General features: G+C 68.5%; 25 protein-coding genes. 7 read left to right on the top strand and 18 right to left on the bottom strand.

Going from position 1 to position 26,312, the window contains the following annotated elements; translation table 11 throughout:
• The first annotated feature begins 446 nt into the window (after window positions 1–446).
• Genes phzA through phzG form a run of 7 tightly spaced genes read left to right on the top strand, consistent with a single transcriptional unit; the run spans window position 447 to window position 6,720 of the window.
• The gene (gene phzA / locus M6E97_RS13370; protein WP_009877875.1) at window positions 447–935 is read left to right on the top strand and encodes a phenazine biosynthesis protein PhzA; all 489 of its coding nucleotides are present in this window, start codon (window positions 447–449) and stop codon (window positions 933–935) included.
• 35 nt (window positions 936–970) lie between these two features.
• Entirely contained in the window at window positions 971–1,459 is a 489-nt protein-coding gene (gene phzB / locus M6E97_RS13365) for a phenazine biosynthesis protein PhzB (protein ID WP_003115119.1), read from the top strand.
• 23 nt (window positions 1,460–1,482) lie between these two features.
• Entirely contained in the window at window positions 1,483–2,700 is a 1,218-nt protein-coding gene (gene phzC, locus M6E97_RS13360; RefSeq protein WP_003093621.1) for a phenazine biosynthesis protein PhzC, read from the top strand.
• On the top strand, window positions 2,697–3,320 hold the full coding sequence (gene phzD / locus M6E97_RS13355) for a phenazine biosynthesis protein PhzD (RefSeq protein ID WP_003093625.1): 624 nt from the start codon (window positions 2,697–2,699) through the stop codon (window positions 3,318–3,320). The genes phzC and phzD overlap by 4 nt, the downstream gene beginning before the upstream one ends.
• The gene (gene phzE / locus M6E97_RS13350) at window positions 3,317–5,200 is read left to right on the top strand and encodes a phenazine biosynthesis protein PhzE (protein ID WP_023097734.1); all 1,884 of its coding nucleotides are present in this window, start codon (window positions 3,317–3,319) and stop codon (window positions 5,198–5,200) included. Before phzD ends, phzE begins: the two co-directional genes overlap by 4 nt.
• A gap of 13 nt (window positions 5,201–5,213) precedes the next feature.
• Window positions 5,214–6,050, top strand: coding sequence for a phenazine biosynthesis protein PhzF (gene phzF / locus M6E97_RS13345; protein ID WP_003093628.1), 837 nt, complete (start codon window positions 5,214–5,216; stop codon window positions 6,048–6,050).
• Between the two features lie 25 nt (window positions 6,051–6,075).
• Complete coding sequence (gene phzG, locus M6E97_RS13340) at window positions 6,076–6,720, top strand: phenazine biosynthesis FMN-dependent oxidase PhzG (RefSeq protein ID WP_003112073.1); 645 nt, start codon at window positions 6,076–6,078, stop codon at window positions 6,718–6,720.
• Window positions 6,721–6,952: 232 nt separating this feature from the next.
• On the opposite strand, the gene M6E97_RS13335 is transcribed toward phzG, so the two are convergent.
• The 18 genes from M6E97_RS13335 to M6E97_RS13250 form a co-directional block, all read right to left on the bottom strand.
• Window positions 6,953–7,489, bottom strand: coding sequence for an HIT family protein (locus tag M6E97_RS13335; RefSeq protein ID WP_034005626.1), 537 nt, complete (start codon window positions 7,487–7,489; stop codon window positions 6,953–6,955).
• 42 nt (window positions 7,490–7,531) lie between these two features.
• On the bottom strand, window positions 7,532–9,172 hold the full coding sequence (locus M6E97_RS13330) for an alpha/beta hydrolase family protein (protein WP_034005624.1): 1,641 nt from the start codon (window positions 9,170–9,172) through the stop codon (window positions 7,532–7,534).
• A complete protein-coding gene (locus tag M6E97_RS13325) occupies window positions 9,169–10,380 on the bottom strand; it encodes an MFS transporter (protein ID WP_011666695.1) in 1,212 nt (403 codons plus the stop codon). Before M6E97_RS13325 ends, M6E97_RS13330 begins: the two co-directional genes overlap by 4 nt.
• Before the next feature lies 1 nt (window position 10,381).
• Window positions 10,382–10,570 (bottom strand): hypothetical protein, encoded by a 189-nt coding sequence (locus tag M6E97_RS13320; RefSeq protein WP_003088166.1) that lies wholly within the window; start codon window positions 10,568–10,570, stop codon window positions 10,382–10,384.
• On the bottom strand, window positions 10,567–11,718 hold the full coding sequence (locus M6E97_RS13315; protein WP_003088170.1) for a PepSY-associated TM helix domain-containing protein: 1,152 nt from the start codon (window positions 11,716–11,718) through the stop codon (window positions 10,567–10,569). The genes M6E97_RS13320 and M6E97_RS13315 overlap by 4 nt, the downstream gene beginning before the upstream one ends.
• Window positions 11,719–11,758: 40 nt before the next feature.
• Entirely contained in the window at window positions 11,759–14,173 is a 2,415-nt protein-coding gene (locus M6E97_RS13310) for a TonB-dependent receptor (RefSeq protein WP_034005623.1), read from the bottom strand.
• Window positions 14,174–14,380: 207 nt separating this feature from the next.
• Window positions 14,381–15,331, bottom strand: coding sequence for a FecR domain-containing protein (locus M6E97_RS13305; RefSeq protein ID WP_023097731.1), 951 nt, complete (start codon window positions 15,329–15,331; stop codon window positions 14,381–14,383).
• Window positions 15,328–15,834: a sigma-70 family RNA polymerase sigma factor gene (locus tag M6E97_RS13300; RefSeq protein WP_003088185.1), complete on the bottom strand. Its 507-nt coding sequence runs from the start codon at window positions 15,832–15,834 to the stop codon at window positions 15,328–15,330. Before M6E97_RS13300 ends, M6E97_RS13305 begins: the two co-directional genes overlap by 4 nt.
• Before the next feature lie 91 nt (window positions 15,835–15,925).
• Window positions 15,926–16,606: a hypothetical protein gene (locus tag M6E97_RS13295; protein ID WP_023097730.1), complete on the bottom strand. Its 681-nt coding sequence runs from the start codon at window positions 16,604–16,606 to the stop codon at window positions 15,926–15,928.
• Between the two features lie 106 nt (window positions 16,607–16,712).
• Window positions 16,713–17,939 (bottom strand): DUF2599 domain-containing protein, encoded by a 1,227-nt coding sequence (locus M6E97_RS13290; protein WP_003112111.1) that lies wholly within the window; start codon window positions 17,937–17,939, stop codon window positions 16,713–16,715.
• Between the two features lie 130 nt (window positions 17,940–18,069).
• Complete coding sequence (locus M6E97_RS13285; protein ID WP_023097729.1) at window positions 18,070–18,261, bottom strand: hypothetical protein; 192 nt, start codon at window positions 18,259–18,261, stop codon at window positions 18,070–18,072.
• A 245-nt stretch (window positions 18,262–18,506) separates the two neighbouring features.
• Complete coding sequence (locus M6E97_RS13280; protein WP_009315578.1) at window positions 18,507–20,054, bottom strand: PucR family transcriptional regulator; 1,548 nt, start codon at window positions 20,052–20,054, stop codon at window positions 18,507–18,509.
• Window positions 20,055–20,117: 63 nt separating this feature from the next.
• A complete protein-coding gene (locus M6E97_RS13275; protein WP_003088197.1) occupies window positions 20,118–21,350 on the bottom strand; it encodes an aromatic amino acid transport family protein in 1,233 nt (410 codons plus the stop codon).
• Window positions 21,351–21,394: 44 nt separating this feature from the next.
• Entirely contained in the window at window positions 21,395–21,742 is a 348-nt protein-coding gene (locus tag M6E97_RS13270) for a cupin domain-containing protein (protein WP_021264670.1), read from the bottom strand.
• A 12-nt stretch (window positions 21,743–21,754) separates the two neighbouring features.
• Window positions 21,755–23,155, bottom strand: coding sequence for an NAD(P)/FAD-dependent oxidoreductase (locus M6E97_RS13265; RefSeq protein ID WP_003160106.1), 1,401 nt, complete (start codon window positions 23,153–23,155; stop codon window positions 21,755–21,757).
• 193 nt (window positions 23,156–23,348) lie between these two features.
• Window positions 23,349–24,047: an anaerobic ribonucleoside-triphosphate reductase activating protein gene (locus M6E97_RS13260; protein ID WP_023112488.1), complete on the bottom strand. Its 699-nt coding sequence runs from the start codon at window positions 24,045–24,047 to the stop codon at window positions 23,349–23,351.
• On the bottom strand, window positions 24,044–24,190 hold the full coding sequence (nrdD, locus tag M6E97_RS13255; RefSeq protein ID WP_003111560.1) for an anaerobic ribonucleoside-triphosphate reductase: 147 nt from the start codon (window positions 24,188–24,190) through the stop codon (window positions 24,044–24,046). The genes M6E97_RS13260 and nrdD overlap by 4 nt, the downstream gene beginning before the upstream one ends.
• A gap of 43 nt (window positions 24,191–24,233) precedes the next feature.
• The gene (locus M6E97_RS13250) at window positions 24,234–26,261 is read right to left on the bottom strand and encodes a ribonucleoside triphosphate reductase (protein WP_023112487.1); all 2,028 of its coding nucleotides are present in this window, start codon (window positions 26,259–26,261) and stop codon (window positions 24,234–24,236) included.
• Window positions 26,262–26,312: the final 51 nt, after the last annotated feature.

Raw genomic sequence — 26,312 nt, 5'->3', positions numbered from 1 at the left:
AGCGTCCGGCCATTCACCGAATGGCCGGATAGCGTTTGCGCCGGTCGCCTGAGCGCAGCCTTCCCACCGGCAGCGTTTCCCCGCTGCCCCCTTCGCCATTGCGCCCGTCCTCCTGTTGTCCGGCACGCTAGTGCAACTTTCCGGACGCTTGGCAAACCGGCCAAAGAATAGAACGGAATCGATGCCCCACACCTGTAATTTTTAAGGGGTTATGGCTATTGCAAAAAAGCGTTTATAAGTTTGTCCCCTGTCAAATCTGGTTACAACTGGGTTTCAGGCGAAACATTCGGTCATGGCAATTCGGCATTAGTTGAAACTTTGGAGACGCTCCGAAGCGGGTAACTTTTGCCCGGAAAAAGTTTCACGGCAATTTCTCCGGCCTGTCATCCCGATGTCTTCTTTCCGGTATGGATGCCAGTCGATTCGAACTGGCGGAGATTCGCACCATGCGAGAGTACCAACGGTTGAAAGGGTTTACCGACAACCTGGAATTGCGGCGGCGCAACCGTGCCACGGTCGAGCACTACATGCGCATGAAGGGGGCCGAACGGTTGCAGCGGCACAGCCTGTTCGTCGAGGACGGCTGCGCCGGCAACTGGACCACGGAAAGCGGCGAACCCCTGGTTTTCCGGGGCCATGAGAGCCTCAGGCGGCTCGCCGAGTGGCTCGAGCGCTGCTTCCCCGACTGGGAGTGGCACAACGTGCGGATCTTCGAGACCGAGGATCCGAACCACCTCTGGGTCGAGTGCGACGGGCGCGGCAAGGCGCTGGTCCCGGGGTATCCGCAGGGCTATTGCGAGAACCACTACATCCATTCCTTCGAACTCGAGAACGGCCGGATAAAACGCAATCGCGAGTTCATGAACCCGATGCAGAAATTGCGTGCATTGGGAATAGCCGTTCCGCAAATAAAACGTGACGGCATTCCCACCTGATTAATGATTATTCCAATTCAAGAGGAGATATGACGATGCTCGATAATGCTATTCCCCAAGGTTTCGAAGACGCCGTGGAGTTGCGCAGGAAGAATCGCGAGACGGTGGTCAAGTATATGAACACCAAAGGCCAGGATCGCCTGCGCCGCCATGAACTTTTCGTCGAGGACGGCTGTGGCGGTTTATGGACCACCGATACCGGCTCGCCCATCGTCATTCGTGGCAAGGACAAGCTGGCCGAGCACGCGGTGTGGTCGCTGAAATGCTTCCCGGATTGGGAGTGGTACAACATCAAGGTCTTCGAGACCGACGATCCCAACCACTTCTGGGTCGAGTGCGACGGCCACGGCAAGATCCTCTTCCCCGGGTATCCCGAGGGTTACTACGAGAACCACTTCCTGCATTCCTTCGAGCTGGACGACGGCAAGATCAAGCGCAACCGCGAATTCATGAACGTCTTCCAGCAATTGCGCGCCCTGAGCATTCCGGTCCCGCAGATCAAACGCGAAGGCATTCCCACCTGAGGCCATCCTGGAAGGGGTGAACTATGGACGATCTATTGCAACGCGTACGGCGCTGCGAAGCGCTGCAGCAACCCGAATGGGGCGATCCGTCGCGCCTGCGCGACGTGCAGGCGTACCTGCGCGGCAGTCCGGCGCTGATCCGCGCCGGCGACATCCTGGCCCTGCGCGCGACCCTGGCGCGGGTCGCCCGCGGCGAGGCGCTGGTGGTGCAGTGCGGCGACTGCGCCGAGGACATGGACGACCACCATGCCGAGAACGTGGCGCGCAAGGCCGCCGTGCTGGAACTGCTGGCCGGCGCCCTGCGCCTGGCCGGCCGGCGGCCGGTGATCCGCGTCGGGCGCATCGCCGGGCAGTACGCCAAGCCGCGTTCCAAGCCGCACGAGCAGGTCGGCGAGCAGACCCTGCCGGTCTATCGCGGCGACATGGTCAACGGCCGCGAGGCCCATGCCGAGCAGCGCCGGGCCGACCCGCAGCGGATCCTCAAGGGCTACGCGGCGGCGCGCAACATCATGCGCCACCTGGGCTGGGACGCCGCGTCCGGGCAGGAGGCGAATGCCTCGCCGGTCTGGACCAGCCACGAGATGCTGCTGCTCGACTACGAGCTGTCGATGCTGCGCGAGGACGAACAGCGCCGGGTCTATCTCGGTTCGACCCACTGGCCGTGGATCGGCGAGCGCACCCGCCAGGTCGACGGCGCCCACGTCGCGCTGCTGGCCGAGGTGCTCAACCCGGTGGCCTGCAAGGTCGGTCCGGAGATCGGCCGCGACCAGTTGCTGGCGCTCTGCGAGCGCCTCGACCCGCGCCGCGAGCCGGGGCGCCTGACGCTGATCGCGCGGATGGGCGCGCAGAAGGTCGGCGAGCGCCTGCCGCCGCTGGTGGAAGCGGTGCGCGCGGCCGGCCACCCGGTGATCTGGCTGAGCGACCCGATGCACGGCAACACCATCGTCGCGCCCTGCGGCAACAAGACCCGCCTGGTGCGCAGCATCGCCGAGGAGGTGGCGGCGTTCCGCCTGGCGGTGTCCGGCTCCGGCGGCGTGGCCGCCGGGCTGCACCTGGAGACCACCCCGGACGACGTCACCGAGTGCGTCGCCGATTCCAGCGGCCTGCACCAGGTCAGCCGGCACTACACCAGCCTCTGCGATCCGCGGCTGAACCCCTGGCAGGCGCTCAGCGCGGTGATGGCCTGGTCCGGCGCAGAAGCGATCCCGAGCGCAACCTTCCCCCTGGAGACCGTGGCATGAGCGGCATTCCCGAAATCACCGCCTATCCCTTGCCGACCGCCCAGCAGCTGCCGGCCAACCTGGCGCGCTGGAGCCTGGAGCCGCGGCGCGCGGTGCTGCTGGTGCACGACATGCAGCGCTACTTCCTGCGCCCGCTGCCCGAGAGCCTGCGCGCCGGGCTGGTGGCCAACGCCGCGCGGCTGCGCCGCTGGTGCGTCGAGCAGGGCGTGCAGATCGCCTACACCGCCCAGCCGGGCAGCATGACCGAGGAGCAGCGCGGCCTGCTCAAGGACTTCTGGGGGCCGGGCATGCGCGCCAGTCCGGCCGACCGCGAGGTGGTCGAGGAGCTGGCGCCGGGGCCGGACGACTGGCTGCTGACCAAGTGGCGCTACAGCGCCTTCTTCCACTCCGACCTGCTCCAGCGGATGCGCGCCGCCGGCCGCGACCAGTTGGTGCTGTGCGGCGTATACGCCCACGTCGGGGTGCTGATCTCCACGGTCGACGCCTACTCCAACGACATCCAGCCGTTCCTGGTGGCCGACGCCATCGCCGACTTCAGCGAGGCGCACCACCGCATGGCCCTGGAATACGCCGCCAGCCGCTGCGCGATGGTGGTCACCACCGACGAGGTGCTGGAATGAACGCCCTGCCCACATCGCTGTTGCAGCGCCTGCTCGAACGGCCGGCGCCGTTCGCCTTGCTCTACCGCCCGGAAAGCAATGGCCCGGGCCTGCTCGACGTGATTCGCGGCGAGACGCTCGAACTGCACGGCCTGGCCGACCTGCCGCTGGACGAGCCCGGCCCGGGCCTGCCGCGCCATGACCTGCTGGCGCTGATTCCCTACCGGCAGATCGCCGAGCGCGGCTTCGAGGCGCTCGACGACGGCACGCCGCTGCTGGCGCTGAAGGTCCTGGAGCAGGAACTGCTGCCGCTGGAGCAGGCCCTGGCGCTGCTGCCGAACCAGGCGCTGGAACTGAGCGAGGAAGGTTTCGACCTCGACGACGAGGCCTACGCCGAAGTGGTCGGGCGGGTCATCGCCGACGAGATCGGTCGCGGCGAAGGCGCCAACTTCGTGATCAAGCGGCGCTTCCAGGCGCGCATCGACGGCTACGCCATGGCCAGCGCGCTGAGTTTCTTCCGCCAGTTGCTGCTGCGCGAGAAGGGCGCCTACTGGACCTTCATCGTCCACACCGGCGAACGCACCCTGGTCGGCGCCTCGCCCGAGCGACACATCAGCGTGCGCGACGGCCTGGCGGTGATGAACCCGATCAGCGGCACCTACCGCTACCCGCCGGCCGGGCCGAACCTGGCCGAGGTCATGGAATTCCTCGACAACCGCAAGGAAGCCGACGAGCTGTACATGGTGGTGGACGAGGAGCTGAAGATGATGGCGCGGATCTGCGAGGACGGCGGCCGGGTGCTCGGTCCCTACCTCAAGGAGATGGCGCACCTGGCGCACACCGAGTACTTCATCGAGGGCCAGACCAACCGCGACGTGCGCGAGGTGCTGCGCGAGACGCTGTTCGCCCCGACCGTCACCGGCAGCCCGCTGGAAAGCGCCTGCCGGGTGATCCGCCGCTACGAGCCGCAGGGTCGCGGCTACTACAGCGGGGTGGCGGCGCTGATCGGCGGCGACGGCCAGGGCGGGCGCACGCTGGACTCGGCGATCCTGATCCGCACCGCCGAGATCGAGAGCGACGGCCGCCTGCGCATCGGCGTCGGCTCGACCATCGTGCGTCACTCCGATCCCCTGGGCGAGGCAGCGGAAAGCCGGGCCAAGGCTTCCGGGCTGATCGCCGCGCTGAAGAGCCAGGCGCCGCAGCGCCTGGGCTCGCACCCGCACGTGGTGGCGGCGCTGGCCAGCCGCAACGCGCCGATCGCCGACTTCTGGCTGCGCGGCGCCAGCGAGCGCCAGCAGTTGCAGGCCGACCTGTCCGGACGCGAGGTGCTGATCGTCGATGCCGAGGACACCTTCACCTCGATGATCGCCAAGCAGCTCAAGTCGCTGGGCCTGACGGTGACCGTGCGCGGCTTCCAGGAGCCGTACTCGTTCGACGGCTACGACCTGGTGATCATGGGCCCCGGCCCGGGCAACCCCACCGAGATCGGCCAGCCGAAGATCGGCCACCTGCACCTGGCCATCCGTTCGCTGCTCAGCGAGCGCCGGCCGTTCCTCGCCGTGTGCCTGAGCCACCAGGTGCTGAGCCTGTGCCTGGGCCTGGACCTGCAACGCCGGCAGGAGCCCAACCAGGGCGTGCAGAAACAGATCGACCTGTTCGGCGCCGCCGAGCGCGTCGGCTTCTACAACACCTTCGCCGCGCGCGCCCTGCAGGACCGCATCGAGATCCCCGAGGTCGGCCCGATCGAGATCAGCCGCGACCGCGAGACCGGCGAGGTCCATGCCCTGCGCGGGCCGCGCTTCGCCTCCATGCAATTCCACCCCGAATCGGTGCTGACCCGCGAGGGTCCGCGCATCATCGCCGACCTGCTGCGCCACGCGCTGGTCGAGCGGCGGCCCTGAGCCAGGAGAGCCCATGCACAGATATGTCGTGATAGACGCCTTCGCCAGCGAACCGCTGCAAGGCAACCCGGTGGCGGTGTTCTTCGACTGCGACGACCTCAGCGGCGAGCGCATGCAGCGCATGGCGCGGGAGATGAACCTGTCGGAGAGTACCTTCGTGCTCCGCCCGCAACAGGACGGCGACGCGCGCATCCGCATCTTCACCCCGGTCAACGAACTGCCGTTCGCCGGCCACCCGCTGCTGGGCACCGCCATCGCCCTGGGCGCCGAGACCGACAAGGACAGGCTGTTCCTGGAGACCAGGATGGGCACCGTGCCCTTCGCCCTGGAGCGCCAGGACGGCAAGGTGGTGGCCTGCAGCATGCAGCAGCCGATCCCCACCTGGGAGCACTTCAGCCGACCGGCCGAGCTGCTCGCCGCCCTCGGCCTGAAGGGCTCGACCTTTCCCATCGAGGTCTACCGCAACGGCCCGCGCCACGTCTTCGTCGGTCTGGAGAGCGTCGCCGCGCTGTCCGCGCTGCACCCCGACCACCGCGCGCTGTGCGACTTCCCGGACTTGGCGGTGAACTGCTTCGCCGGCGCCGGGCGGCACTGGCGCAGCCGCATGTTCTCGCCGGCCTACGGCGTGGTCGAGGACGCCGCCACCGGTTCCGCCGCCGGGCCGCTGGCGATCCACCTGGCGCGCCACCGGCAGATCCCCTACGGGCAGCAGATCGAGATCCTCCAGGGCGTCGAGATCGGCCGGCCGTCGCGCATGTACGCCCGCGCCGAGGGCGCCGGCGAGCGGGTCTCGGCGGTGGAAGTGTCGGGCAACGGCGCGGCCTTCGCCGAAGGCCGGGCCTACCTGTGAACGGGCAGAACGGAGGAACGCCATGATGGGCGTCAACGCGAACATTTCCGAGTCCCTCACCGGGACCATCGAAGCCCCTTTCCCGGAGTTCGAGGCGCCGCCGGCGAACCCCATGGAGGTGCTGCGCAACTGGCTGGAACGCGCCCGCCGCTATGGCGTGCGCGAGCCGCGGGCACTGGCCCTGGCCACGGTCGACGGGCAGGGCCGGCCGTCGACGCGGATCGTGGTGATCGCCGAACTCGGCGAGCGCGGGGTGGTGTTCGCCACCCACGCCGATAGCCAGAAGGGCCGCGAACTGGCGCAGAACCCCTGGGCCTCGGGGGTGCTGTACTGGCGCGAGAGCAGCCAGCAGATCATCCTCAACGGCCGCGCCGAACGCCTGCCCGACGAGCGTGCCGACGCCCAGTGGCTGAGCCGCCCGTACCAGACCCACCCGATGTCGATCGCCTCGCGGCAGAGCGAAACCCTCGCCGACATCCACGCCCTGCGCGCCGAAGCCCGGCGCCTGGCGGAAACCGACGGCCCGCTGCCGCGCCCGCCGGGCTACTGCCTGTTCGAACTGTGCCTGGAGTCGGTGGAGTTCTGGGGCAACGGCACCGAGCGGCTGCACGAGCGCCTGCGCTACGACCGCGACGAAGGAGGCTGGAAGCACCGCTACCTGCAACCGTGACGACACCGCTGCGCCGACGTTTCACGGCGGATATGCGTCCCGCGGCCCCGTAGTCGGGCCGTAGGGCGAATAACGCCACCGGCGTTATCCGCCGCTGCGCCGACGTTTCATGGCGGATAACCGCAAGCGGTTATTCGCCCTACGCGGCCTCGAAGCCCACCCGTTTCATGGCGGGTATTCATCCCTCACGGCCTTGGAACCCATCCGTTTCACGGTGGATAACCGCATGCGGTCATGCGCCCTGCGCGGGCTCGGAGTCCGGCCCAGGCGATGTTCGGGGTTGGACGCCGTAGCCGAATGCCCGGCGCAATCCGGCGATCGCCTGTTGCCGATCCATGCCGCGCACGGCCGGTGGATCGGCGCGTTCGCAGAATTCGCGCCAGACGAACAGGGTCAGCTCGGCGCCATCGGTAAGGGGTTCGGCGGTCGGCACGCCGAACTGCTGGAGCGTCCGGTAGCGCGCGTCCTCCCAGAACAGTTCCTCGACCCAGTCGTACAGTGGAATCAGGTGGAAATGCACCGGCAGGCCGGGCATGTGGCCGTAGCGGCCGACATAGATGCGTCGCGGCCGCAGCAGCGCGTCCATTTCGCGCTCGACCCTGGCCAGCAGCGGCCCGAATTCGGCGAGGGCTTGTTCCGGCAATTGGTGGAAGGCCGTCGCCGGTTGCCGCGAGCCGAGCATGCAGTAGCCGGGCAGGGCCGAGTCGATCCGCTGGTTCAGCGTCCAGTGGCGGGTCTGGTGGATGATCAGCTCGGGCGGGATATGCATGGGGCGGCGCTCCGCAGATGGGGCGCCCACTGTAACCCGTCGTCAGGGAAGATCCAGCCCGGTCTTGCGCCGTTTCATTTCGTCGATGCGTTGTCGCAGCGCCAGGCGCTGGGCTTCCGGCTTGGCCAGCCACCAGTCGCGCACCGCCGAGTTGTCGTAGCGCGTCAGCCAGGCGGGGAAGCGCGCCATCTGCGCTTGCGGAAAGTCGTTGGCGCGGCCGCGCAGGTAGTGATCGAAGAAACCCAGCACCAGGGCATTGGGAGCCTGGATGAGGACTTCCGTCGGTGCCGAGCCGAGCAGCCCGTCGCGCAGCGGCCGGCGGATGAACAGCGGATTGTCGGTAAGCCCGGCATGGGCCGAATCGCGCAGTACCAGGCGATGAATGTCCTGGCGCTGGCCGGCGTGCTCGAAGCGTTCGTAGGAAAAGTCGTTGAAGCTTCTCGGGCGGGCCGGCGCTTCGATGCCGAACAGCCGGTAGAAGTTGCCAAGGTCGGCGTGCAGCATCAGCAGCGGCGCCGGGAAATCGCTATCGAAGGGCGCGAAGTCGAAGTCGCCGCCGTCGAGGTTGACGGCCGCCGCGCAGCGTCGGTCGACCATGCAGACCGCGCCGGTGGTCGAGCCGCCGAAGGACATGCCCATCTCGCCGGTGTGCGCGAAGTCGCTGGCGGCCACCAGGTCGGCGACCCTGTCCGGGACCTCGCCGGCCTGCAGGCGGTCATGGACGAACAGGCGGTCGGCCAGCCATACCGGCGCGCTGAGGTTGACGGCGCGGTTGGCCGGGGCGGGCAGGTCGAGGGCGGTGTGCAACTGGCCGTCGAGGCGCTGGTCGAGATCGTCGCTGACATAGCCCTGGCGCATGGCCTGCGGCAAGCCGTCGTGGGCGGCCCGGCGCAGGTGTTCGACCAGCCCGGGGTCCATGGGCAGCAGCGTGCCGTCGGGCAGGCGGGTCGGCGACGCGTCGCCGCTGTGCTGGATGGCGTAGACCGCGTAGCCGTGGCTGGCCAGTTCTTCCATCAGGGTCCAGTTGCCGCCGGCGAAGGCGCTGTAGCCATGGCTGTAGAACACCACCGGCAGGCGAGCGGAATCGTCGCGCAGCGGGGCGTCCGGATAGGAATTGGTGCGCAGGTGCTTGAGGTAGGTGAGCAACGGCGGAAAGCCGAGTATTTCACCGAAGCCTCGCGCGGTGCTGCGTGCCTCGCCTGGGTCGAAATAGTGACGCGGCGCGGCGCCGGCGATCGGGCGTGCCGGGTACCAGGCGCGTACCAGCAGGCGCCGCGGTTGTCCGGCCGGGGCGCCGAGCAGGCCGGGTCGGCTGGGGTCGTCCAGTTCGAAATCGCGCACGCCGACCGCATAGGGGCCGCTCGGCGCCGGCAGCGGCGCGACCGGGAACAGGTACAGCGCGGCGATTGCCAGCAGCACCAGCAGGCCGTATAGCGAACCGGTCCGGAACGGCAGGCCGCGCACGGGCTTCCGGCGCAGGCAGGCGCCGAGCAGCAGGGAGAAACCGGCGAAGGCGCCGACGCCGGCTTGCCAGCGGTCGTCCCATGCAGCGTACAGGCCGGCGCCGAGCGCCAGCGTCGAGGCGAGCGCCAGCAGGCCACGGCGGCCGGGCAGGGCGGGTATCCACCAGGCGAGCAGGGCCGCCAGCAGGGTCGCGACCAGCAGCAGGTCGACAGCGGTCATGGTGCTTCGCTCCTCGTTTCCACGGGGCGCGTCGGTTGGCTCGGCCAGAACGCCGCCAGCGCCAGCAGCAGACCGACCAGCGCGTAGGGGGCGCGGCTGTCCAATTGGTGGAGCAGCGCGCCGAGCAGCGGCCCGCTGATCAGGCCGAAGCCATGTACGGCCACCAGGGTGCCGGCGGCGGCACCCTGTTCCTCGGCGCGCACGGCATTGGCGTTGAGCGCCGAGACTGCCGGGAACACCCAACCCATGCCCGCCGCGGCGACGAAGAAGGCCAGCCAGAGCAGCGGCGGCGAGTCGGCGAAGCACACGGCGGCGAAACCGATGGCGGCGACCAGCCCGCCGACCCGGATCAGTCGCGGCGGTGGCCAGTCCAGGCGGCGCACCAGGAGCTGGGCCAGGATCAGCGCGACGCCCACGGCGGTCAGGGCGATGCCGGCCACCCGCGCGGCGTCGGCGGAATCCAGGCGCAGCCGGTCGAGGGCGAAGAAGCCCACGGTGATCTGCGCCACGGTGACGCTGAACATCGCCACGAAGCCCACCGCCAGCGGCCGCCGCAGGCGGCGGTCGCCGATCGCCAGGGCGGCGCCGCGGTTCGGCTGGCGACGCTCCTCGCGCGGCAGCCAGCGCCAGAGCGCCAGCAGGGCGACCAGGGGCAGCGCGCCGGTGACCAGCAACGGCAGGACCAACCCGTGAGTCGCCAGCAGTCCGGCCAGCCCCGGCCCGATCACCATGCCTATCGCGCTGGCCGCGCCGAGTCCGGCCAGCGCCGCGGCGCGTCGTTGCGCCTCGACGTGATCGGCCACCAGTGCCGCCGTGCAGGCTGGCACCGCGGCGTAGAAACCGCCGGCGAGGCCGCGCAGGAGAACGATACCGGCGAAGGCGAGCAGGGTCGGCAACGTCCAGTGCAAGGCGAGCACGATGAACAGGCAGAGCGAGGCGTAGGAGAGGGCGAAGCCGGCCAGCCCGCCGAGCAGTATCCGCCGTCGCCCATGCCGGTCGCTGGCGATGCCCCAGGGCCGCGCCGCGAGCATCCAGGCGATGCCGCCGACGGTCACCGCGGCGCCGGCCTGCCAGGGCGCCAGGCCGAGCTTGCGGGCGAGCGGGCCGACCAGGGCGACGAAGGACATCACCGCGAGGGTGCAGACGAAGGTCTCGAACATCAGCGGACGCAGGTCCAGGGTGTTGGCGGAGGGCGGCGGGGTGGTCATCTCAGGGATTCCTTCGGGTTCGCGGCAGGCGCAGCCAGACCCAGCCGACCAGCACCAGCGGAGTGCCCAGGGCGAGCCAGGAGAGCAGGTCGTAGAGGCCGTCGCCGAGCAGCGCCGAGAGCAGCCCGAAGAGGCCGAGCAGGGCCAGCAGCAGGGGCCAGCGGAAGATCATCCAGAGACCGCGCCTCATGCCTTGCCCTCCGTCGCCAGGCTGCCGTCCGGCAGTTCCGCCAGGCGCTTCTCCAATGGCGTCTTGCGTCGGCCGAGCCAGAGGTAGAGACCGCTGGCGAGGATGACGATGCTGACGAGGTCGAGCAGCGCCCAGACGATCTTCAGCGGCATGCCGCCGTAGTCGCCGAAGTGCAGCGGCTGCGACAGCAGGAGCGTCTTCACGTACAGCGGCATCTCGCGCATGTCGGTGAGTTCGCCGCTCTGCGCGTCGATCAGTGCCGGCTTCAGCAGGCGCTCGGTGAGCGGCGTGTTGCCGCGCATGAACACCGCATAGTGATGCTGGCTGCTGAACTGGGTGCCGGGGAAGCCGACGAAGCTGACCTCCATGTCCGGCGCCGCCCGGCGTGCCGTGGCCAGGGCCGCGTCGAGCGAGCCGAGGCGCTGTAGCGGCGGCGCGTCCTTGTAGGGCGCGGTCATTTCCGCCAACTGCCCGCCTTGCCAGAGCATCAGGATCGGCAGGGCCAGGGTGTTGATCACCCCGGTCACGCCGACCACCAGTACCCAGGACAGGGTGACGATGCCCAGCAGGTTGTGCAGGTCCAGCCACTTCAGGCGACGGCTGCGTTCGGCGCGTACCGTGGCGAAGTCCAGCTTGCGCATGAACGGCGTGTATACCACCACCCCGGACACCAGCGAGGCCACCAGCAGCAGGCCCATCAGGCCGAGGAACAGGTAGCCGGGCAGGCCGAGGAACAGGTCGGTGTGCAGCTTCAGCATCAGGTACATGAAGCCGCCCGGCGGCGGCAGCGCGTCGAAGAATTCCCCGGTACGCGCGTCGAACGGCTGCATGTGGCCGTTCTCCGGCGGCGGTACCAGGCTCGGCGCGCTGATCACCAGGCCCAGCGGGTCGTCCTTTTCGAATACCAGGAAGCGCACCACTTCGCCCGGCCGGGCGGCCAGGGCGCGGGCGATCACGTCGTCGTAGTCGATGCGCGGCGACTCGGCAGTGAGCGGCTCGAGCTGCGGATGCGGCTCGAAGTAGTGCTCGATCTCCTCGTGGAAGATCAGCGGCAACCCGGTGAGGCAAAGCATCAGCAGGAAGATCGTGGAGATCAGGCTGGTCCATTTGTGCACCAGGTACCAGGTGCGCAGGGTTTTCGCGGTCATAGGCTGGTCATCGGCGGTTTCTGGTTATGGTGGGGCGGACTCAGAAGTCCGCCGTGAGGGAAAGGGAAAGGGTGCGCGGCGAGCTGATCGACAGGTAGCCGTTGGCTGCGGTCCAGTAGTCCTTGCCCAGCGCGTTCTCCAGGTTGGCGCGCGCCACCAGCGGCTTGCCGGCGACCTGGAAGGCGTAGGCGGCGCCGAGGTCGACGCGGTTCCAGTGCGGCACGGCGAGGGCGTTGGCGCTGTCCACGTAGGCCGAGCCGGTGTAGATCCAGCGGCTGTCGAGGGTCAGTCCGTCGACGAACGGGGTGTCCCAGCTGACCCCCAGGTTGGCCTGGCGACGGGCCACGCCGGGCGCGTCCTTGCCTTCGCTGGCAGGGTCGCCGGTCTTGTTCTGCTCGGGCTTGATGTAGGTGGCGCCGGCCATCACCCGCACGCCGTCCAGGGGTTCGCCATAGAGGCTCAGCTCCACGCCGCGGTTGCGTTGCTCGCCGTCGGCGCGGAAGACGTTGCTGGCGTCGGTATAGGCGTTCGGTTTCCTGATCTCGAACAGCGCCAGGGTGGTGGTGAAGCCGCCCAGGTCGTACTTGGCGCCGATCTCGTATTGCTCGGCCTTGTATGGCGCCAGCACCTGGCCGGCGTTGGCCGCGGTCATCGGCGCCGCCTCGCCCTGGCTGAGGCCCTGGATGTAGTTGGCGTACAGCGACAGGTCCTGCAGCGGCTTGACCAGCACGCTGGCCATCGGCGTCCACACGTGCCGCTTGTCGTGGCTGGTGCGCGCGCCGCTGGTCTGGTCGTAGTTGCGCGACTCGATCTGCTGGCGGCGCACGCCCAGGGTGACCTGCAAGCGATCCTCGAGGAACGACAGCCTGTCGGCCAGCGCCACGCCGCCGAGGTCGGTTTCATTGGTCTTCGGAATGCTCCCGTCGAGGCTGGAGAAGTCCGGCAGCGGCGTATGCGGCGAGGTCTGGTAGAGGTTGCCCGGCTGCATCCCGGTGAAGGCATAGACCATGCCCAGCCGTTCGTGCAGGCGGTTGGCGCTGAGCGTCCAGTCGTGGCGGAGCGGGCCGGTGTCGAAGTTGCCGCGCAGGCCGACCTCGGCGGAATAGGTGCGGCGGTCGCCGCGCTGGCGTGCCAGGCTGTTGACGATATCGCCCTGGTTGCCGACGAGGATGCTGTTGGCGGCGATGGTTTCGTAGTTGCTCTGGCGACCGCCGATGCTGGCGAACGCCGTCAGGTTGTCGGCGAGGTCGTACTCGCCGCGGTTGACCATGGAGTAATCCTCCTGGTCCAGGTAGGAATCGCGCAGGCCGAAGCGTGTCTTCGAGTCCGGGGCGTGGGGGATGTGAGTGGTTCCCGGGCCGGTCAGCAGCGGGCGCACCACGCCTTCCAGGCTTTCCTTCTGGTACAGCAGGTCGCTGGACAGGCGCAGGCGCTCGCCACGGAAGTCCAGGCCCAGGGAGAGCATGGGAAACTCGCGGCTCTGATGGTCGACGGCGGTATCGCCGTTGCGGTAGACGCCGTTGAAGCGCACGCCGAAGGCGTTGTTCTCGCCAAAGCGTCGGCCGATGTCGAGGTGAGTGCCGAGCTGGCCGCGCTGGGTCCAGTCGACGCTGACGCGGGTCAGCGGCTGGTCGTCGGCGCGCTTGGGCACCAGGTTGATGGTGCCGCCGACGCTGCCGCCGGGGGAAATCCCGCCGAGCAGGGCGTTCGGTCCCTTGAGCACTTCCACGCGCTCGGCGAATTCGATCGGTACCCGCCAGAACGGCAGCAGGCCATAGAGGCCGTTGAAGGCGACGTCGGCGTTCTGCACGCTGAAGCCGCGAATCGTGTAGCTGTCCACCAGGTCGCCGCGCCCGCCGACCACCCGCACCGACGGATCGTTGGCCTGTAGCAGGTCGGCGACGCTGCGCGCCTGCTGCTGCTCAATGGTCCTGGCGGTGTAGCTGGTGATGCTGAATGGCGCATCCATCACGTCGGCGTTGCCCAGCATGCCCAGGCGCGCGCCACGGGCCACCTGGCCGCCGGCGTACTCGGCGGGCAGGGTCTCGGCACCGGCGGCCTGGGCGGTGATCAGCGAGGATTGCAGTTCCAGCGCGCCATCGGTGGCTGCCGGCACCAGGGTGTAGCTGCCATCGCTGCGCTGCTGCAACTCCAGGCCGCTGCCCAGCAGCAGGCGGTGCAGCGCCTCGAGCGGCGCGTAGCGGCCGCGCAGGGCGGCGCTGCGGCGACCCTCGGTGAGCGCCGGGTCGAACGCCAGGGACACCCCGTTGTCGCTGGCGAAGGCCGACAGGGTGCGACCGAGCGGGCCGGGGGTGATGTCATAGCTGCGCGCCGAGCTGGCGGCGGGCGCCTCGGCGGCAAGCAGGGCGGGGGCCGCTCCGGCGAGGGCGAGGGTCATGGCGGCGGCGTGGATGGCCAGGGACAGCGAACGGGGGCGAAGCGTGCGTACGGGCATGTACAGGGTTCCTCGTGGTCTCTGCGGACCTTGGGTCGGGGCGGATTCCTCTACTTGCCAGCCGAGAAGGAAAAAGGTCTCAGGTCGAAGCGGTTATTTTTCTGCGGAGCACGGTATGTCGATGGCAACGCCTGTTCCGGCGCAGCGGCGGACGGCCTGCCGGGGTGGACGCGAGGGGCGCTTGCCACGGGGATGGCGGCCGCGCCGTCACGCCGGCACCAGGCTGATCCAGTAGTCGGTCACCCCGCGCACCTTCAGCGGATAGGTGGCCTGCAGCATGCCCAGCGTGCGCCGCAGGTCCAGCAGCGGATAGGCGCCCGACACCGCCAGCCTGGCCAGTTGCGGGTCGCAGCGCAGTACGCCGCGACGATAGCGGGCGAGTTCGGCGAGCACCTCGGCCAGCGGCATCCGGTCGGCCATCAGCATGCCGCGGGTCCAGGCGTCCGGCAGGCCGTCGAAGGCCAGCCGGCGCGCTTCGCCGTCGGTGCCCAGGCGCACCGACTCGCCGCTTTCCAGCCAGCGTCCGCGTCCGTGGAGCGGGCTCAGTTCGACCCGCCCGGCGAGTACCGCGACCCGGGTCGCGGCCATCTCCTGGCGTACGTTGAAGCGGGCGGCGCCGGCATGCAGTCGCGCTTCGGCGGTGGCGACGCGGAACGGACGCGGGTCGGCGCGGCTATCGACGAAGATCTCGCCGCGCAGCAGGCGTACCAGCCGCTGGCTGGCGTCGAAGGCCAGGTCCACGGCGCTGTCGGTGTTCAGGGTCAGCAGGCTGCCGTCGGGCAGGGTCAGGCGGCGCTGTTCGCCGACGCCGGTGCGCTGGTCGGCCAGCCAGTCGCGCAACGGCTCGGCCTGCCAGGTGGCGAGCCCCAGCGAGGCGCCGCCGAGGACCAGGGCGAGGTGCTTGATCGCGCGCCGCCGGTCCAGCCCGCGCTCGCGGCCGAGGGTCGGCAGGGCCAGCGCCGGCGGCAGTCGGCCGAGGCATTGCAGCAGGCGCTCGGCGCGCTCCCAGGCATGGGCGTGCTGCGGGCTGCGCTGCCGCCACTGGGCGCAGGCCTGGCGCGTGTCGTCGGTGCAGCCGCTGTCCTGCAGGCGCACCAGCCACTCGGCGGCCTCGTCGAGGATCGGCGAGGGAATCCGGCCTTCGCCCGCGGAACTCATTCCATCAGCTCCAGGCACTGGCGGAAGGCCTGCTGCATGTAGCGCTTGACCGAGCCCAGGGACACGCCCAGGCGCTCGGCGATGGCTTCGTACTTCAGGCCTTCGATCTGCGCCAGGAGAAACGCCTGGCGGACCCTGTCCGGCAGGCTGCCGAGCAGGGCGTCTACTTCATGCAGGGTTTCCAGCACCATCAACCGCTGTTCCGGCGGCGGCGCGAGGTCTTCCGGGAGGTTGGCCAGGGCATCGAGGTAGGCGCGCTCCAGCGACTGGCGCTGGAACCAGTTGATCATCAGCCCCTTGGCGACGGTGGTCAGGTAGGCGCGCGGTTCGCGCGCATCCAGTACCCGGCGCGAGGCGAGCAGGCGGGCGAAGGTGTCCTGGGCCAGGTCGGCGGCGTTTTCCGCGCAGCCCAGGCGTCGCCGCAACCAGCCTTGCAGCCAGCCATGGTGGTCCTGGTAGAGATGGCTCACAGCGTCGTGCAGGGAGGCGTCGGCCGGCGGCATGGAGGGGATCGCTGTTGTAATTGAGAATGAGTCTCATACTACTTACAGCGAGGGCATGCCTACAAGTCCCCCGGATCGGCGGCGCAGCGCCTCAGGCGTTTTCCAGGCCGTACTGGAAGAAAGCCATGTCGGCCAGGCGTCCGGTGGGATAGAGGAGCCCCTTGCGGGCGGTCTCCAGGCGCGGGAACGACAGCCTTTCTTCGCCGATCAGGCGGTGCAGCGCGGTGAGGGTCCCGCCATTGACGCTCGTCAGGCCCCGGCGTGGATACAGCGCGCGACAGGCGGCCACGTAGTGGCGGTCGAGGGCGGGAAACTCGCCCCAGACGCCGAGGAGGATCTTGCTCTTCAGGGTGTCGGTCCAGCTCACCCGACTGCTGAGGGCGTCCATCGACCCGAGTACCGTTTCCAGCAGCTTGCGGTTGTGCGCCAGGCGCGCGCCGTTGCCGGCGAAATCCACCAGGGACAGCTCGAAGAGTTCCGCTCCGGCACCGCTGAAGAGCTGCCGGGCCAGCGCTTTCATCAGGTCCAGGTTGCTGTTCTGCAGCAGTCCCGAGGAGCCACGGAACATGCCCCAGTTGGCCAGGTAGAAACCCAGGTGCAGGGCGGTGGTGTCGAGCTGTTCGGGGGCGGTCAGGTCGTCCCAGCTGCGACTGGGGTCCCAGACATACTCCCAGAGGTACTCCCAGGCCCTCAGGCGCGGGTATTCGTTGCCCGGGGCGGGCGCCAGGTTGGCGTAGTAGCGGTGGACATAGCGGGCGGCATCGAAAGCCATGCGTTCGTTCCCTGGCGGCTTGGAAAGACGGCATGGTAGAGCGTGTGATATCAAAAGGCCATATCGCTGTTCGCAGGGGACGCCGTAGCGCCCCCGCGGAGCGGCCTCAGGTGTTATTGCAGCCCTTGGCGATGGAGTCCTCGTTGGAAGTGTACGGCCGCGAGGGTTCCAGGTTCCACTCGGGCTTGTTGCGGGCGACGTTGAAGTGGCAGACCAGTTGTCGGCGCATGCTGCCGATATTGCTGTCGCGGTTGTCCGGGTTGTCCTTCCATTCGCTGTCCAGGTAGTGGTCGACCACCAGCTCGTTGAAGAAATTGTTGGTCTGGTTGTCCTGGATCTTGCGCCCGCAATCGGTCGGTACCACTTCCAGGGTCATGATCTTCTTCCTGAAGCCCGGATCGTCGCGCTCCACCCAGGTGGCGCTTTCCACATAGCGCTCGCAGGCATTCTTCTCGCTGGTCGGGTAGATCGCCTGCTTACGCCCGTCGTAGGCGAACTGCGCGTCCTGCTGGCGGGTCTGCGGCAGTCGCATGTTGATGATCGGGAGGAATGCCTGGACCGACTGGTACCACTGGATCTGGTTGAGCCGAGCGCCCTCCAGGCCGGCGTCCTCGGTGTAGAACGCGGCGAGGATCGACGGCGACTTCGGCGGGTTTTCCTCCCACTTGGCCAGGCGCAGTTCGTTCTGGGTGGTGAAGGATTCGTCGGCGATCTGCGCCATCGCCCGGATGCTCTGGTAGAAGGCCGGGCCGGCGGCGGTATTGCGCTCGTCGCGGACGTCGAAGGAGCACTGCCGCGAATGGTCGCCGCGGTTCTGCCGGTAGTTCGCCGCCCACTGCTCGGCGGTGCTGACGTTGATGTCCTGGCAGGACTTCTCGACGCTGTTCGGCGTGCGCCGCGAATCGGTGCAACCCTGCTGGGCGCGGTCGTCGGTGGCGGCGTCGATGGGGAAGGAACAGAGCACCGCATAGTCCTGGTGGTCCTTCGGATTACCGAAGATGGTGTCGAAGATGAAGCCACTCTTCAGGCCATAGGCGAGCTTGCGGTACTTGGCGTCCTTGCGCAGGTAGGAGGCGGAGACGCCGCCGCTTTTCTGGCTCTTCGGACTGATGCTGTAGAACATGTAGTCGGTCGAAGGCCAGGTGGCGCGGAACAGCACGCCGGAACAGAGGAATGCCGGCTTCGACGGTCCGCCGCAATCCTGGCGGGTGTCGTTGTACAACTGGTTGAGCCGGGCGACCACGTCGTTGCCCCGGTCGGCCTGGGCCGCGGGTGTCAGCGCCAGGCCGGCGGCGGCGAGAAGGTAGAGAAAGGTGGATCTGCTTCCGTTCATGGGATGGACTCCACGCAGGTTCGAAGGAGCGGGCCGGGGGCGGCCCGGTTGGTCCCGATGGGGACGAGCGCGACGGGCGGATCGCGGGGGATGAAGCGCTTGCGACGGCATGGCCGTCGGCGTTGGGACGTCAGTGGGACGTGGTGGCGCCAGTCTGCAACCGGGCGCTGCCGGGAATGCCGGGCGACCCCGGCGGGCGCTGGGCGGCGGGGGCCTGCCGAGCGCGTGGGGGAAGTCGCTCGAGGGAGGCGGTGAAGACCGCCGGCGGAGATACGAACAGGGTGGGTAGCGGGGCGGATACAGCGTCGATTCCCTTACGCATCGCAGGCCTCCTTTGCGCCGCGCCGATGGGCTTCCGTCTTACCGTTCGAGCCTAGAAGCGCGGGCCGCGCCGCTCCAGCGGCGGGGTGGCTAGCTAGCAAGGGGGATTAATGCATTCGCAACGGCGCTCGCTGCGATGCACCGTGGTCCGGCATCCACAGGCCACGCCCCTGCCGGGCAACCGTTCCTGGCCGCGCCTGTTGGCGGCGGCGTCGCCCTGCAAGCGCCAGGTATCGGGCTCCGCCGTCAGTCCATGTCGCCGCCATGGTGCGCGGACTGCTCCAGGAGGCTGCTCTTCGCCGTCCTGCCCCTCGCTTCCGGCGACAGCCGGGTTGCCTGCAAGGCGAACCAGAGGGTCGCCACATCGGCGGTGCTGTCCAGCGAGCGACCGCTGATTTCCTCGATGCGGCGTATCCGGTAGACCAGGCTCTGCTTGTGTATGTGTAGCCGCTGCGCGGCGTTCAACCAGGACCTGTTTTCCTCGAGAAAGACCTGCAGCGTGTATAGCAGTGCGGAGCCATTGGCCGCGTCATAGTCGTGGAGGGCGCCGAGGACCAGGCGGAACGCCCGCTCGGCCTCGGCGAGGCTTCTGGGTAGCCAAGGCGCCTCGTCGTCCAGTTCCGCGTAGCGACACAATGGCCGCCGGGAATGGCTGTGGGCCAGGGCCAGGCGCGCTTCGCGCAAGGCCTCGGCGCAACGTTCGGCACGACGGAGCGGGGCGCTCACGCCCAGCGAGCTGTCCAGGGCTTCCTGCAGCGTCGAGGCGAGGCCGGCCTGGTGCAGCAGGATGATTTCCTGGCCTTGCGCGCGAACCAGCAGGCGTGAGTCGTGGCCCCGGAAAAGACCGATAGGGTCGGTCGCGAGCCCCTCGGAACTTGCCACGGAAACGACTGCATCGTCGAGATCGAGCCCGGGCAGCAGTTCCTCCAGCCGCTCCTCGGCTTGTTCCCGGTATAGCCGTCGTTGCAGCAGGTCGTCGAGCAATTCCGAACCCAGGCGCAGGTGGCGTTCGCTTTCGACGCGCAGCCGTTCGATCTCTATGCCGAGCACTGCCGTCAGGTGGTGCAGGAGACTGTAGTCCGGCAGCCGCTCGCCCAGGGCTATCAGCAGGCAGTTCCGGTCGGAAGGAATGCCGATGCTGAGCGCTTCGCCTTCCGCGAGCGGATGGCGAAGGACCATTGGCTGCGGCTCCGCCTGCTCGCGACGGCGGTTGCGCAGCGCGTCGGCCAACTCCGCGGGCAGCCCTGGCAGGCCTGGCTGCCAGGCCGCCAGGGTGTCGGGAACGATGAGGTAGAGGCTGCTCCGCACGTCCTTGCCGAGGCGTTGCAGCAGCGCCGGCAGGCCCAGTCCCTGCATGCTCAATCGGGCGCTTTCGTATATCCGGGCCAGGGCGTTGCGGCGCTCGTATTCGTCTTTCTGCCCCGCATCGACGATGGCCCGGGTCACGGCGGCGAAAGGGACGCCGTAGTGGGTGAGAATCAACGGGAAGCCCAGGGCCTCGGCCGTCTCGCGCAGGGCATCGAGGTCGCTCGGGGCTTCCATGTTCTCGCCGATCATCATGCCTGCCAGGCCGGCCTCGGCCAGTCTTCGGACGTAACGCCGTTGCCGCTCGGCCTCGCTCGGTATGCCCAGCCCGGTGGTCATCAGCAGGTCACCCTCGCCGAGCCATTCGGTGGGGTCGTCGAGTTCGCAGACATGCGCCCAGCGAACCGGGCGGTCGAGGCCGCCGGCTCCGCTCAGCAGGCGTGAACGGAGTTCGGGGAGGGCGATCAGGTGGCGGATGCTCTGCGGCATGTCCAGGAAACTCCAGGCATGGGCTTTCAGTGTAATCGCCCCGGGCGCAGGCAGCGCGCCCTGTCACCAACTGGCGGGCAGCATCCCCAGTGCCGAGGCGATCGCATAGACCCCGCTGGAGGCGAACACCAGGACGATCAGCCCCTGTATCAGCGGATGGGCATACCAGCCGCAGCTGAATGCCGGCAGTTGGTCGCCGTGGCGCCGCGCCGCGTTGAGCAGGAGGATGGGGATGATGCCCATCAGTACGCCGCCGAAGGTACCGGCGAAGTACAGCGCGTTCACGAAGCCGCCGAGCCCCGCATAGGCCAGCAGGAACGGCGGGACCGAGACCGCGGCGAGCACCGCCAGGCGTTTGCGCCGGTTGGTTTCGCTGCCCAGGCGGAAGTGGTCGAAGATATTGGTGAACAGGCACCCGCCGAGTCCCCAGTAGGAGGTCAGCATCGCCAGCAAGGCGAAGGTGTTCGCCACGTAGTAGGCCCATTGGCCGAGGGAGCGTCCCCAGCTCAAGGTCGCCACCTCGCTGAGGTTGTCGGGGCCGACCAGGGCGATGACCGAGGCAGGAATGGCCGCCACCAGCAGGAAGGTCAGCAGCATGCCGACCACGATCAGGCGCGGCACGCGCCCGGGGGTTGCCAGGTTGCCGCGCACCAGCTCCGGAACCAGGAACTGCGCGCCGAACACGAAGACCGCCAGGTTGAACACTGGAACCACGTATTGCCACTGGCTCTGCCAAAGGTGGGCGAGACGGGCGTCGTCGTGCATCAGGGTAGCGCCGATGAGGATGCAGACGATGGCCACCATGCCGGCGCTGATCAGCTTCTCGCCCACGCCGAGCGCCTTCAGGCCCAGGTAGAGCACCAGCGCCGAGGGGACGAAGAAGATCAGGCTGCCGACCTCGCGCGTGAGGCCGTACTGGCCGAAGAACTCGAGCATGATGTTGCCGCTGCCGGTCATGTAGGCGACCAGGGCCCCGTAGCTGTTGGCCGCCACCGCGATGAAGATCAGCCAGCCGCCGAGCGGGCCCAGGTAACGCCGGGAGAGGCCGCTGAGCTGGTTGTTGCCGCGGGTTCTCAGGCAGGCTTCGGTCACGTAGAGCATGGTGACGATGCAGAAGAGGCAGGTCAGGGCCAGGCATACCAGCAACGGCACGTAGCCGACCTTGCGGGCGGCGTAGGCCATGCTCAGCACGCCGGCGCCGATGTTGGTGCCGATGATGATCGCGATCGTCTCGAGCGAGCCCAGGGGATGGGCCTTGAGGCCCGATGCGTTGTCGTTCGCTTCTCGCATACCCATTTCTTGTTTCCTCTGTCAGGGCGGTGGAGTTCGGTTCTTCGGGGTCAGTCGAAGATCAGGTAGGTCTTGCGCACGGTCCGGCGGATGTCCCAGGTGCCCTGGGTGGCAGCGGCGAAATAGAGTGCGTCGCCGGCGCGAAACTCCACGGCCTGGCCCTCGTCCGGGGTGAAGCGACCTTCACCGCTGACGATGTAGCTGTACTCGGCCTGCTCGACCTGTCGGCGGAAGCGCCCCGGGGTGCATTCCCAGATGCCGGTCACGCCGTTGCCGTCGGCGAGCGGGCGGTGGGCCGCGGTACGGGTCAGGGCTACCGGTTCGCCCAGGGGCTGGCCGACGGGCGTGGGCGAGGTGAAAGGACTTTCGTCGTCGAGACGGATGAGCGAAGGGTTCATGCCATGGGCTCCTCAGGATTTGTCTTCAAGGCCGGCGGGGGCGAAGCGCGCGAGAAAGCGGTCGGTGGCCGAGGGCGCGGTACCGGCGAGTTCCGCGCGTTCCTTGCGCAGGACGGCGTTGCGCACCAGGGAGCCACCCAGGTAGCGCAGCGGCTCGGGGGGGAAGCTCCGGCAGCGGCGTTCTACCAGCGGACAACGGCTCCACGGGTCGTCGCGGCCGAGGGCGAGGCTGGCGAGGATCCGCCCGCCCAGGCGGCTCGGTCCCACGCCGTTGCCGCTCCAGCCGATGCCGTAGTGGATGTTCTCGTGCAGGTGGCCGAAGACCGGCAGGCTGTCGTAGGTACGGTCGATGGGGCCGGACCAGCCGTCGACCAGCGGGATGTCGCCTAGCGAGGGATAGGTGCGGCGGAAGTCGGCCTCGGTCAGGGCCAGGCTCTCCCGGTCGACGTCGAATACCCGGCCGATGCGCGAGCCGTAGCTGATGGCGCCGGTGCCCTTGCCGAAGGCGATGCGCCCGTCGCGGGTGGTGCGGTAGTAGTCCACCATCAGTTGGGAATCGGTGATGGCTTCCCCGCCGGTCCAGCCGATTCGCTCCAGCCGTTGCGGTATCGCCTCGGTAACCGCGATGGAACTGTTCACCGGCACGATCAGCCTGGAGAGCCTGGGCAGGGCGGCCGACCAGGCGTTGGTCGCGAGAACCACCGCCTTGGCCTGGACCCGGGCCCCGGCGCTCAGCAGCTGTGCCGGCTGGCCGGGAACGATCTGGCTGACGCCACAGCGCTCGTGGATTTCCACGCCGAGGGCCAGCGCCACGCGGCGCATGCCTTGCACCAGCAAGGCTGGTTGCACGGTGGCATTGCTGCGCTCGAAGACCCCGGCGAGATGCACCGGCGAACCGGTCCGGCGTGCCACTTCGCTGGCGTCGAGGCGTTCGAAGGGACTGACGCCGAGCCGTTCGCAGGCGGCGAGGGTATCGTTCCAGGCGTCGAGGTGGTGCGCCGTGGTGGCGGTCCACAGCCAGCCCTTCTGCTGGAAGTGCGCATCGATGTCATGCCGCGCACAGAACTCCCCGAGTTCCTGGATCGCCCGCTCCGCGCTTTCGCCAAGGAAGCGCGCCTGCGCCTCGCTGCAGAAGCCCAGCAAGGTGCCGATCTTCGGCCACCAGGACATCACGAAACCACCGTTCCTGCCGGAAGCGCCGCCGCCGCAGACGTCCTGCTCCAGCAGCAGGACCCGTGCGTCCGGCTCCAGTTGCTTGAGGGTGATGGCGGTCCAGAGCCCGACGAAACCGCCGCCGACTATCGCCACGTCCGCCGAGTGGGTGCCGACGAGGGGGGCGCTGGCGGCGTCGGCCAGGTCGGTCGAGCGCATCCAGTGGCTGGGGGTCAGGGGAGGGGTGAGCGTGAGTTTCATGGCGCGGGTCCGGGGTCGCTGAATCTGGAGCAAGGGTGGCGAGCGGCGCCGTCCGCGACAATTGGACGCAACTAGGAATCGAGAAGGTGCTCTCGTACGATCGTATGAGTCTTGTGAAGGGCAGGTCTGGTCGGGACTGCCCGCCCTGTCCGAGCGAGCTGGCAGGCCCGAGCGACGCCGCTGAACCGGAGGCTCAGGCGTCGCGCAGTTCGAAGGCGGGAAACAGCTCTTCCAGTTCTCGCCATAGCTGCGCAGCGCCCTGCGGCGCGGGCTTCGCGAGAAGCTGCGGATCGAGCTGGCGGGCCGGGCGCGCCAGTTGTACGGCGAAGCGCTCCACGCCCATCTCGCGCAGGCGCGTCGCCAGGCGCCAGAGGCGTTCGCTATCGAACAAGCGCCAGTGCACCGTGGTCCGGCATTCGTAGGCCACGCCGCTGTCCAGCAGGTATTCCAGGCTGCGCCAGTTGGCCGCGCCGCTGCCGTCCACGCCGGTAATGGCGGCGACGTCCTCGGCCGGCGCCTTGACGTCGAAGCCCACCCAGTCGCTCTGCGCCAGCACCCGGGCGAAGGCGCGGGGGTTGATGCCGGCGCTGTGCAGGCCGACGCGGAAGCCCAGTTCGCGGACCGTGCGCATGGCGTTGCCGAGGGCCGCCTGCAGGGTCGCCTCGCCGCCGCTGAAGACCACCGCCTGCAACAGGCCCTGGCGTCGGCGGAGGAAGTCGAGCAGGCGTGGCCAGGGGATTTCCTCCGCGCCGCGCGGCGCGATCAGTTCCGGGTTGTGGCAGTAGCGGCAGCGCCAGGCGCAGCCCTGGCAGAACAGCACGCAGGCGAGCAGGCCGGGGTAGTCGAGGGTGGTCAGGGGCACCAGGCCCCCGACCCTGAGCGTGGCGCTCATCGCGTCTCGCGGAAATGGCGGCGTTCGCGATGCTCGGACTGCTTGCCGGCATTGAACGCTGCCACGGGACGGTGGTAGCCCATCACGCGGGTCCAGACTTCGCAGCGCTGGCGTTGGCTTTCGGGCAACTGGTTGGGGTTCATCGGTGGTACTCCTTGCTGGTGGATGAAAGGAACGACAGGCGACTCAACCGCCGCAGCCGCCGCAACAGCTCTTGGGCGTGGAGCGTTGCAGCAGCTCCTCGTCGCACTTCGGGCAGAACTCGTGCTCGCCGGCCAGGTAGCCGTGCCGCGGGCAGATCGAGAAGGTGGGGGTGACGGTCAGGTACGGCAGGCGGAAGCGACCGAGGGCGGTGCGCACCAGGGTCTTGCAGGCTTCGGCGGAGGAAATCCGCTCGGCCATGTAGAGATGCAGCACGGTGCCGCCGGTGTACTTGCATTGCAGGGCGTCCTGCAGCTCCAGCGCCTCGAACGGGTCGTCGGTGAAGCCCACCGGCAGTTGCGAGGAGTTGGTGTAGTAGGGCGCCTCCGGCGTGCCGGCCTGGAGGATGCGCGGATAGCGCTTGCGGTCCTCGCGGGCGAAGCGATAGGTGGTGCCCTCGGCGGGCGTGGCTTCCAGGTTGTAGAGGTGCCCGCTGTTCTCCTGGAAAGCCACCAGCCGCGCGCGCACGTGATCGAGCAGGGCCAGGGCCATCTCGCGCCCGGCTTCGCTGTGCAGTCCCTCGCGGTCGTCGCTGAAGTTGCGCACCATCTCGTGCAGGCCGTTCACGCCGATGGTGGAGAAATGGTTGCGCAGGGTACCCAGGTAGCGTCGGGTGTAGGGATAGAGGCCGGCATCCATGTGCTGCTGGATCACCTTGCGCTTCAGCTCCAGGCTGGCGAAGGCGAGTTCGAGCAGGTGGTCGAGCTGGCGGTAGAGGCCGGCGGCGTCGCCACGGTGGCGATAGCCCAGGCGCGCGCAGTTGATCGTCACCACGCCCAGCGAGCCGGTCTGCTCCGCCGAGCCGAACAGGCCGTTGCCGCGCTTGAGCAGTTCGCGCACGTCCAGTTGCAGGCGGCAGCACATCGAGCGCACCTGGTTGGGCTGCATGTCCGAGTTGAGGAAGTTCTGGAAGTAGGGCAGGCCGTAGCGCGCGGTCATCTCGAACAGGCGCGTGGCGTTGTCGCTGTCCCAGGGGAAGTCGTGGGTGATGTTGTAGGTCGGGATCGGGAAGGTGAACACCCGGCCATGGGCGTCGCCGGCCTGCATCACCTCGATGTAGGCGCGGTTGATCAGGTCCATCTCGGCCTGCAGCTCGCCGTAGGCGAAGGGCATCTCCTCGCCGCCGATGCGCGGCACCTGGTCGCGCAGGTCGTCCGGGCAGACCCAGTCGAAGGTCAGGTTGGTGAAGGGCGTCTGGGTGCCCCAGCGCGACGGCACGTTGAGGTTGTAGATGAACTCCTGGAGGGCCTGGCGCACGCTGGCGTAGTCGAGGCGGTCCTTGCGCACGTAGGGCGCCAGGTAGGTATCGAAGGAGCTGAAGGCCTGGGCCCCGGCCCACTCGTTCTGCAGGGTGCCGAGGAAGTTGACCATCTGCCCCAGGGCGCTGCCCAGGTGCTTCGGCGGACCGGCCTCGACCCGCCCCGGCACGCCGTTCAGGCCTTCGTTCAGCAAGGTGCGCAGCGACCAGCCGGCGCAATAGCCGGCGAGCATGTCGAGGTCGTGGATATGCAGGTCGGCGTCGCGGTGGGCGGCAGCGATGTCGGCATCGTAGACCTCGTCCAGCCAGTAGTTCGCGGTGACCTTGCCGGATACGTTGAGGATCAGCCCGCCGAGGGAATAGCCCTGATTGGCGTTGGCGCGCACCCGCCAATCCTCGCGGGAAAGGTATTCGTTCATCGACGCGGCGACGTCTACCAGGGTCTTGCGCTCGCGGCGCAGCCGGCCGTGGCGTTCGCGGTAGACCACGTAGGCGCGCGCCGTGGGGTAGTGGCCGGCCTCCATCAGCACCCGTTCGACCAGGTCCTGGACCCGTTCGATATCCAGGCAGGCGCGTTCCGGCAGGCGTTTCACCACGCGTTCGGCGAGCGCCTGCGCCTGCTGCGGGTCGAACTCGCCGGTGGCCTGGCCGGCGGCGGCGATGGCGCGTTCGATCTTGCCGGGATCGAAGGGGACTTCACGTCCGTTGCGCTTGAGCAGGGTGGCCGGCCAGGTAGCCTTCCGGGGCTGGGTCATTTCAATCTCTCCACAACATGATGTGTTTTGATTTTGCAAAACAACAAGATG

This window comes from Pseudomonas sp. B111, assembly GCF_026428275.1.
Lineage (GTDB): Bacteria > Pseudomonadota > Gammaproteobacteria > Pseudomonadales > Pseudomonadaceae > Pseudomonas > Pseudomonas aeruginosa.
Note: the sequence above shows the minus strand (reverse complement) of the source record. Positions and strands in the feature narration are given on the sequence as shown.

Coding starts and splice junctions, on each gene's coding strand:
- phzA (WP_009877875.1), top strand. CDS start 447: ATGCGAGAGTACCAACGGTTGAAAGGGTTTACCGACAACCTGGAATTG.
- phzB (WP_003115119.1), top strand. CDS start 971: ATGCTCGATAATGCTATTCCCCAAGGTTTCGAAGACGCCGTGGAGTTG.
- phzC (WP_003093621.1), top strand. CDS start 1,483: ATGGACGATCTATTGCAACGCGTACGGCGCTGCGAAGCGCTGCAGCAA.
- phzD (WP_003093625.1), top strand. CDS start 2,697: ATGAGCGGCATTCCCGAAATCACCGCCTATCCCTTGCCGACCGCCCAG.
- phzE (WP_023097734.1), top strand. CDS start 3,317: ATGAACGCCCTGCCCACATCGCTGTTGCAGCGCCTGCTCGAACGGCCG.
- phzF (WP_003093628.1), top strand. CDS start 5,214: ATGCACAGATATGTCGTGATAGACGCCTTCGCCAGCGAACCGCTGCAA.
- phzG (WP_003112073.1), top strand. CDS start 6,076: ATGGGCGTCAACGCGAACATTTCCGAGTCCCTCACCGGGACCATCGAA.
- M6E97_RS13335 (WP_034005626.1), bottom strand. CDS start 7,489: ATGCATATCCCGCCCGAGCTGATCATCCACCAGACCCGCCACTGGACG.
- M6E97_RS13330 (WP_034005624.1), bottom strand. CDS start 9,172: ATGACCGCTGTCGACCTGCTGCTGGTCGCGACCCTGCTGGCGGCCCTG.
- M6E97_RS13325 (WP_011666695.1), bottom strand. CDS start 10,380: ATGACCACCCCGCCGCCCTCCGCCAACACCCTGGACCTGCGTCCGCTG.
- M6E97_RS13320 (WP_003088166.1), bottom strand. CDS start 10,570: ATGAGGCGCGGTCTCTGGATGATCTTCCGCTGGCCCCTGCTGCTGGCC.
- M6E97_RS13315 (WP_003088170.1), bottom strand. CDS start 11,718: ATGACCGCGAAAACCCTGCGCACCTGGTACCTGGTGCACAAATGGACC.
- M6E97_RS13310 (WP_034005623.1), bottom strand. CDS start 14,173: ATGCCCGTACGCACGCTTCGCCCCCGTTCGCTGTCCCTGGCCATCCAC.
- M6E97_RS13305 (WP_023097731.1), bottom strand. CDS start 15,331: ATGAGTTCCGCGGGCGAAGGCCGGATTCCCTCGCCGATCCTCGACGAG.
- M6E97_RS13300 (WP_003088185.1), bottom strand. CDS start 15,834: ATGCCGCCGGCCGACGCCTCCCTGCACGACGCTGTGAGCCATCTCTAC.
- M6E97_RS13295 (WP_023097730.1), bottom strand. CDS start 16,606: ATGGCTTTCGATGCCGCCCGCTATGTCCACCGCTACTACGCCAACCTG.
- M6E97_RS13290 (WP_003112111.1), bottom strand. CDS start 17,939: ATGAACGGAAGCAGATCCACCTTTCTCTACCTTCTCGCCGCCGCCGGC.
- M6E97_RS13285 (WP_023097729.1), bottom strand. CDS start 18,261: ATGCGTAAGGGAATCGACGCTGTATCCGCCCCGCTACCCACCCTGTTC.
- M6E97_RS13280 (WP_009315578.1), bottom strand. CDS start 20,054: ATGCCGCAGAGCATCCGCCACCTGATCGCCCTCCCCGAACTCCGTTCA.
- M6E97_RS13275 (WP_003088197.1), bottom strand. CDS start 21,350: ATGGGTATGCGAGAAGCGAACGACAACGCATCGGGCCTCAAGGCCCAT.
- M6E97_RS13270 (WP_021264670.1), bottom strand. CDS start 21,742: ATGAACCCTTCGCTCATCCGTCTCGACGACGAAAGTCCTTTCACCTCG.
- M6E97_RS13265 (WP_003160106.1), bottom strand. CDS start 23,155: ATGAAACTCACGCTCACCCCTCCCCTGACCCCCAGCCACTGGATGCGC.
- M6E97_RS13260 (WP_023112488.1), bottom strand. CDS start 24,047: ATGAGCGCCACGCTCAGGGTCGGGGGCCTGGTGCCCCTGACCACCCTC.
- nrdD (WP_003111560.1), bottom strand. CDS start 24,190: ATGAACCCCAACCAGTTGCCCGAAAGCCAACGCCAGCGCTGCGAAGTC.
- M6E97_RS13250 (WP_023112487.1), bottom strand. CDS start 26,261: ATGACCCAGCCCCGGAAGGCTACCTGGCCGGCCACCCTGCTCAAGCGC.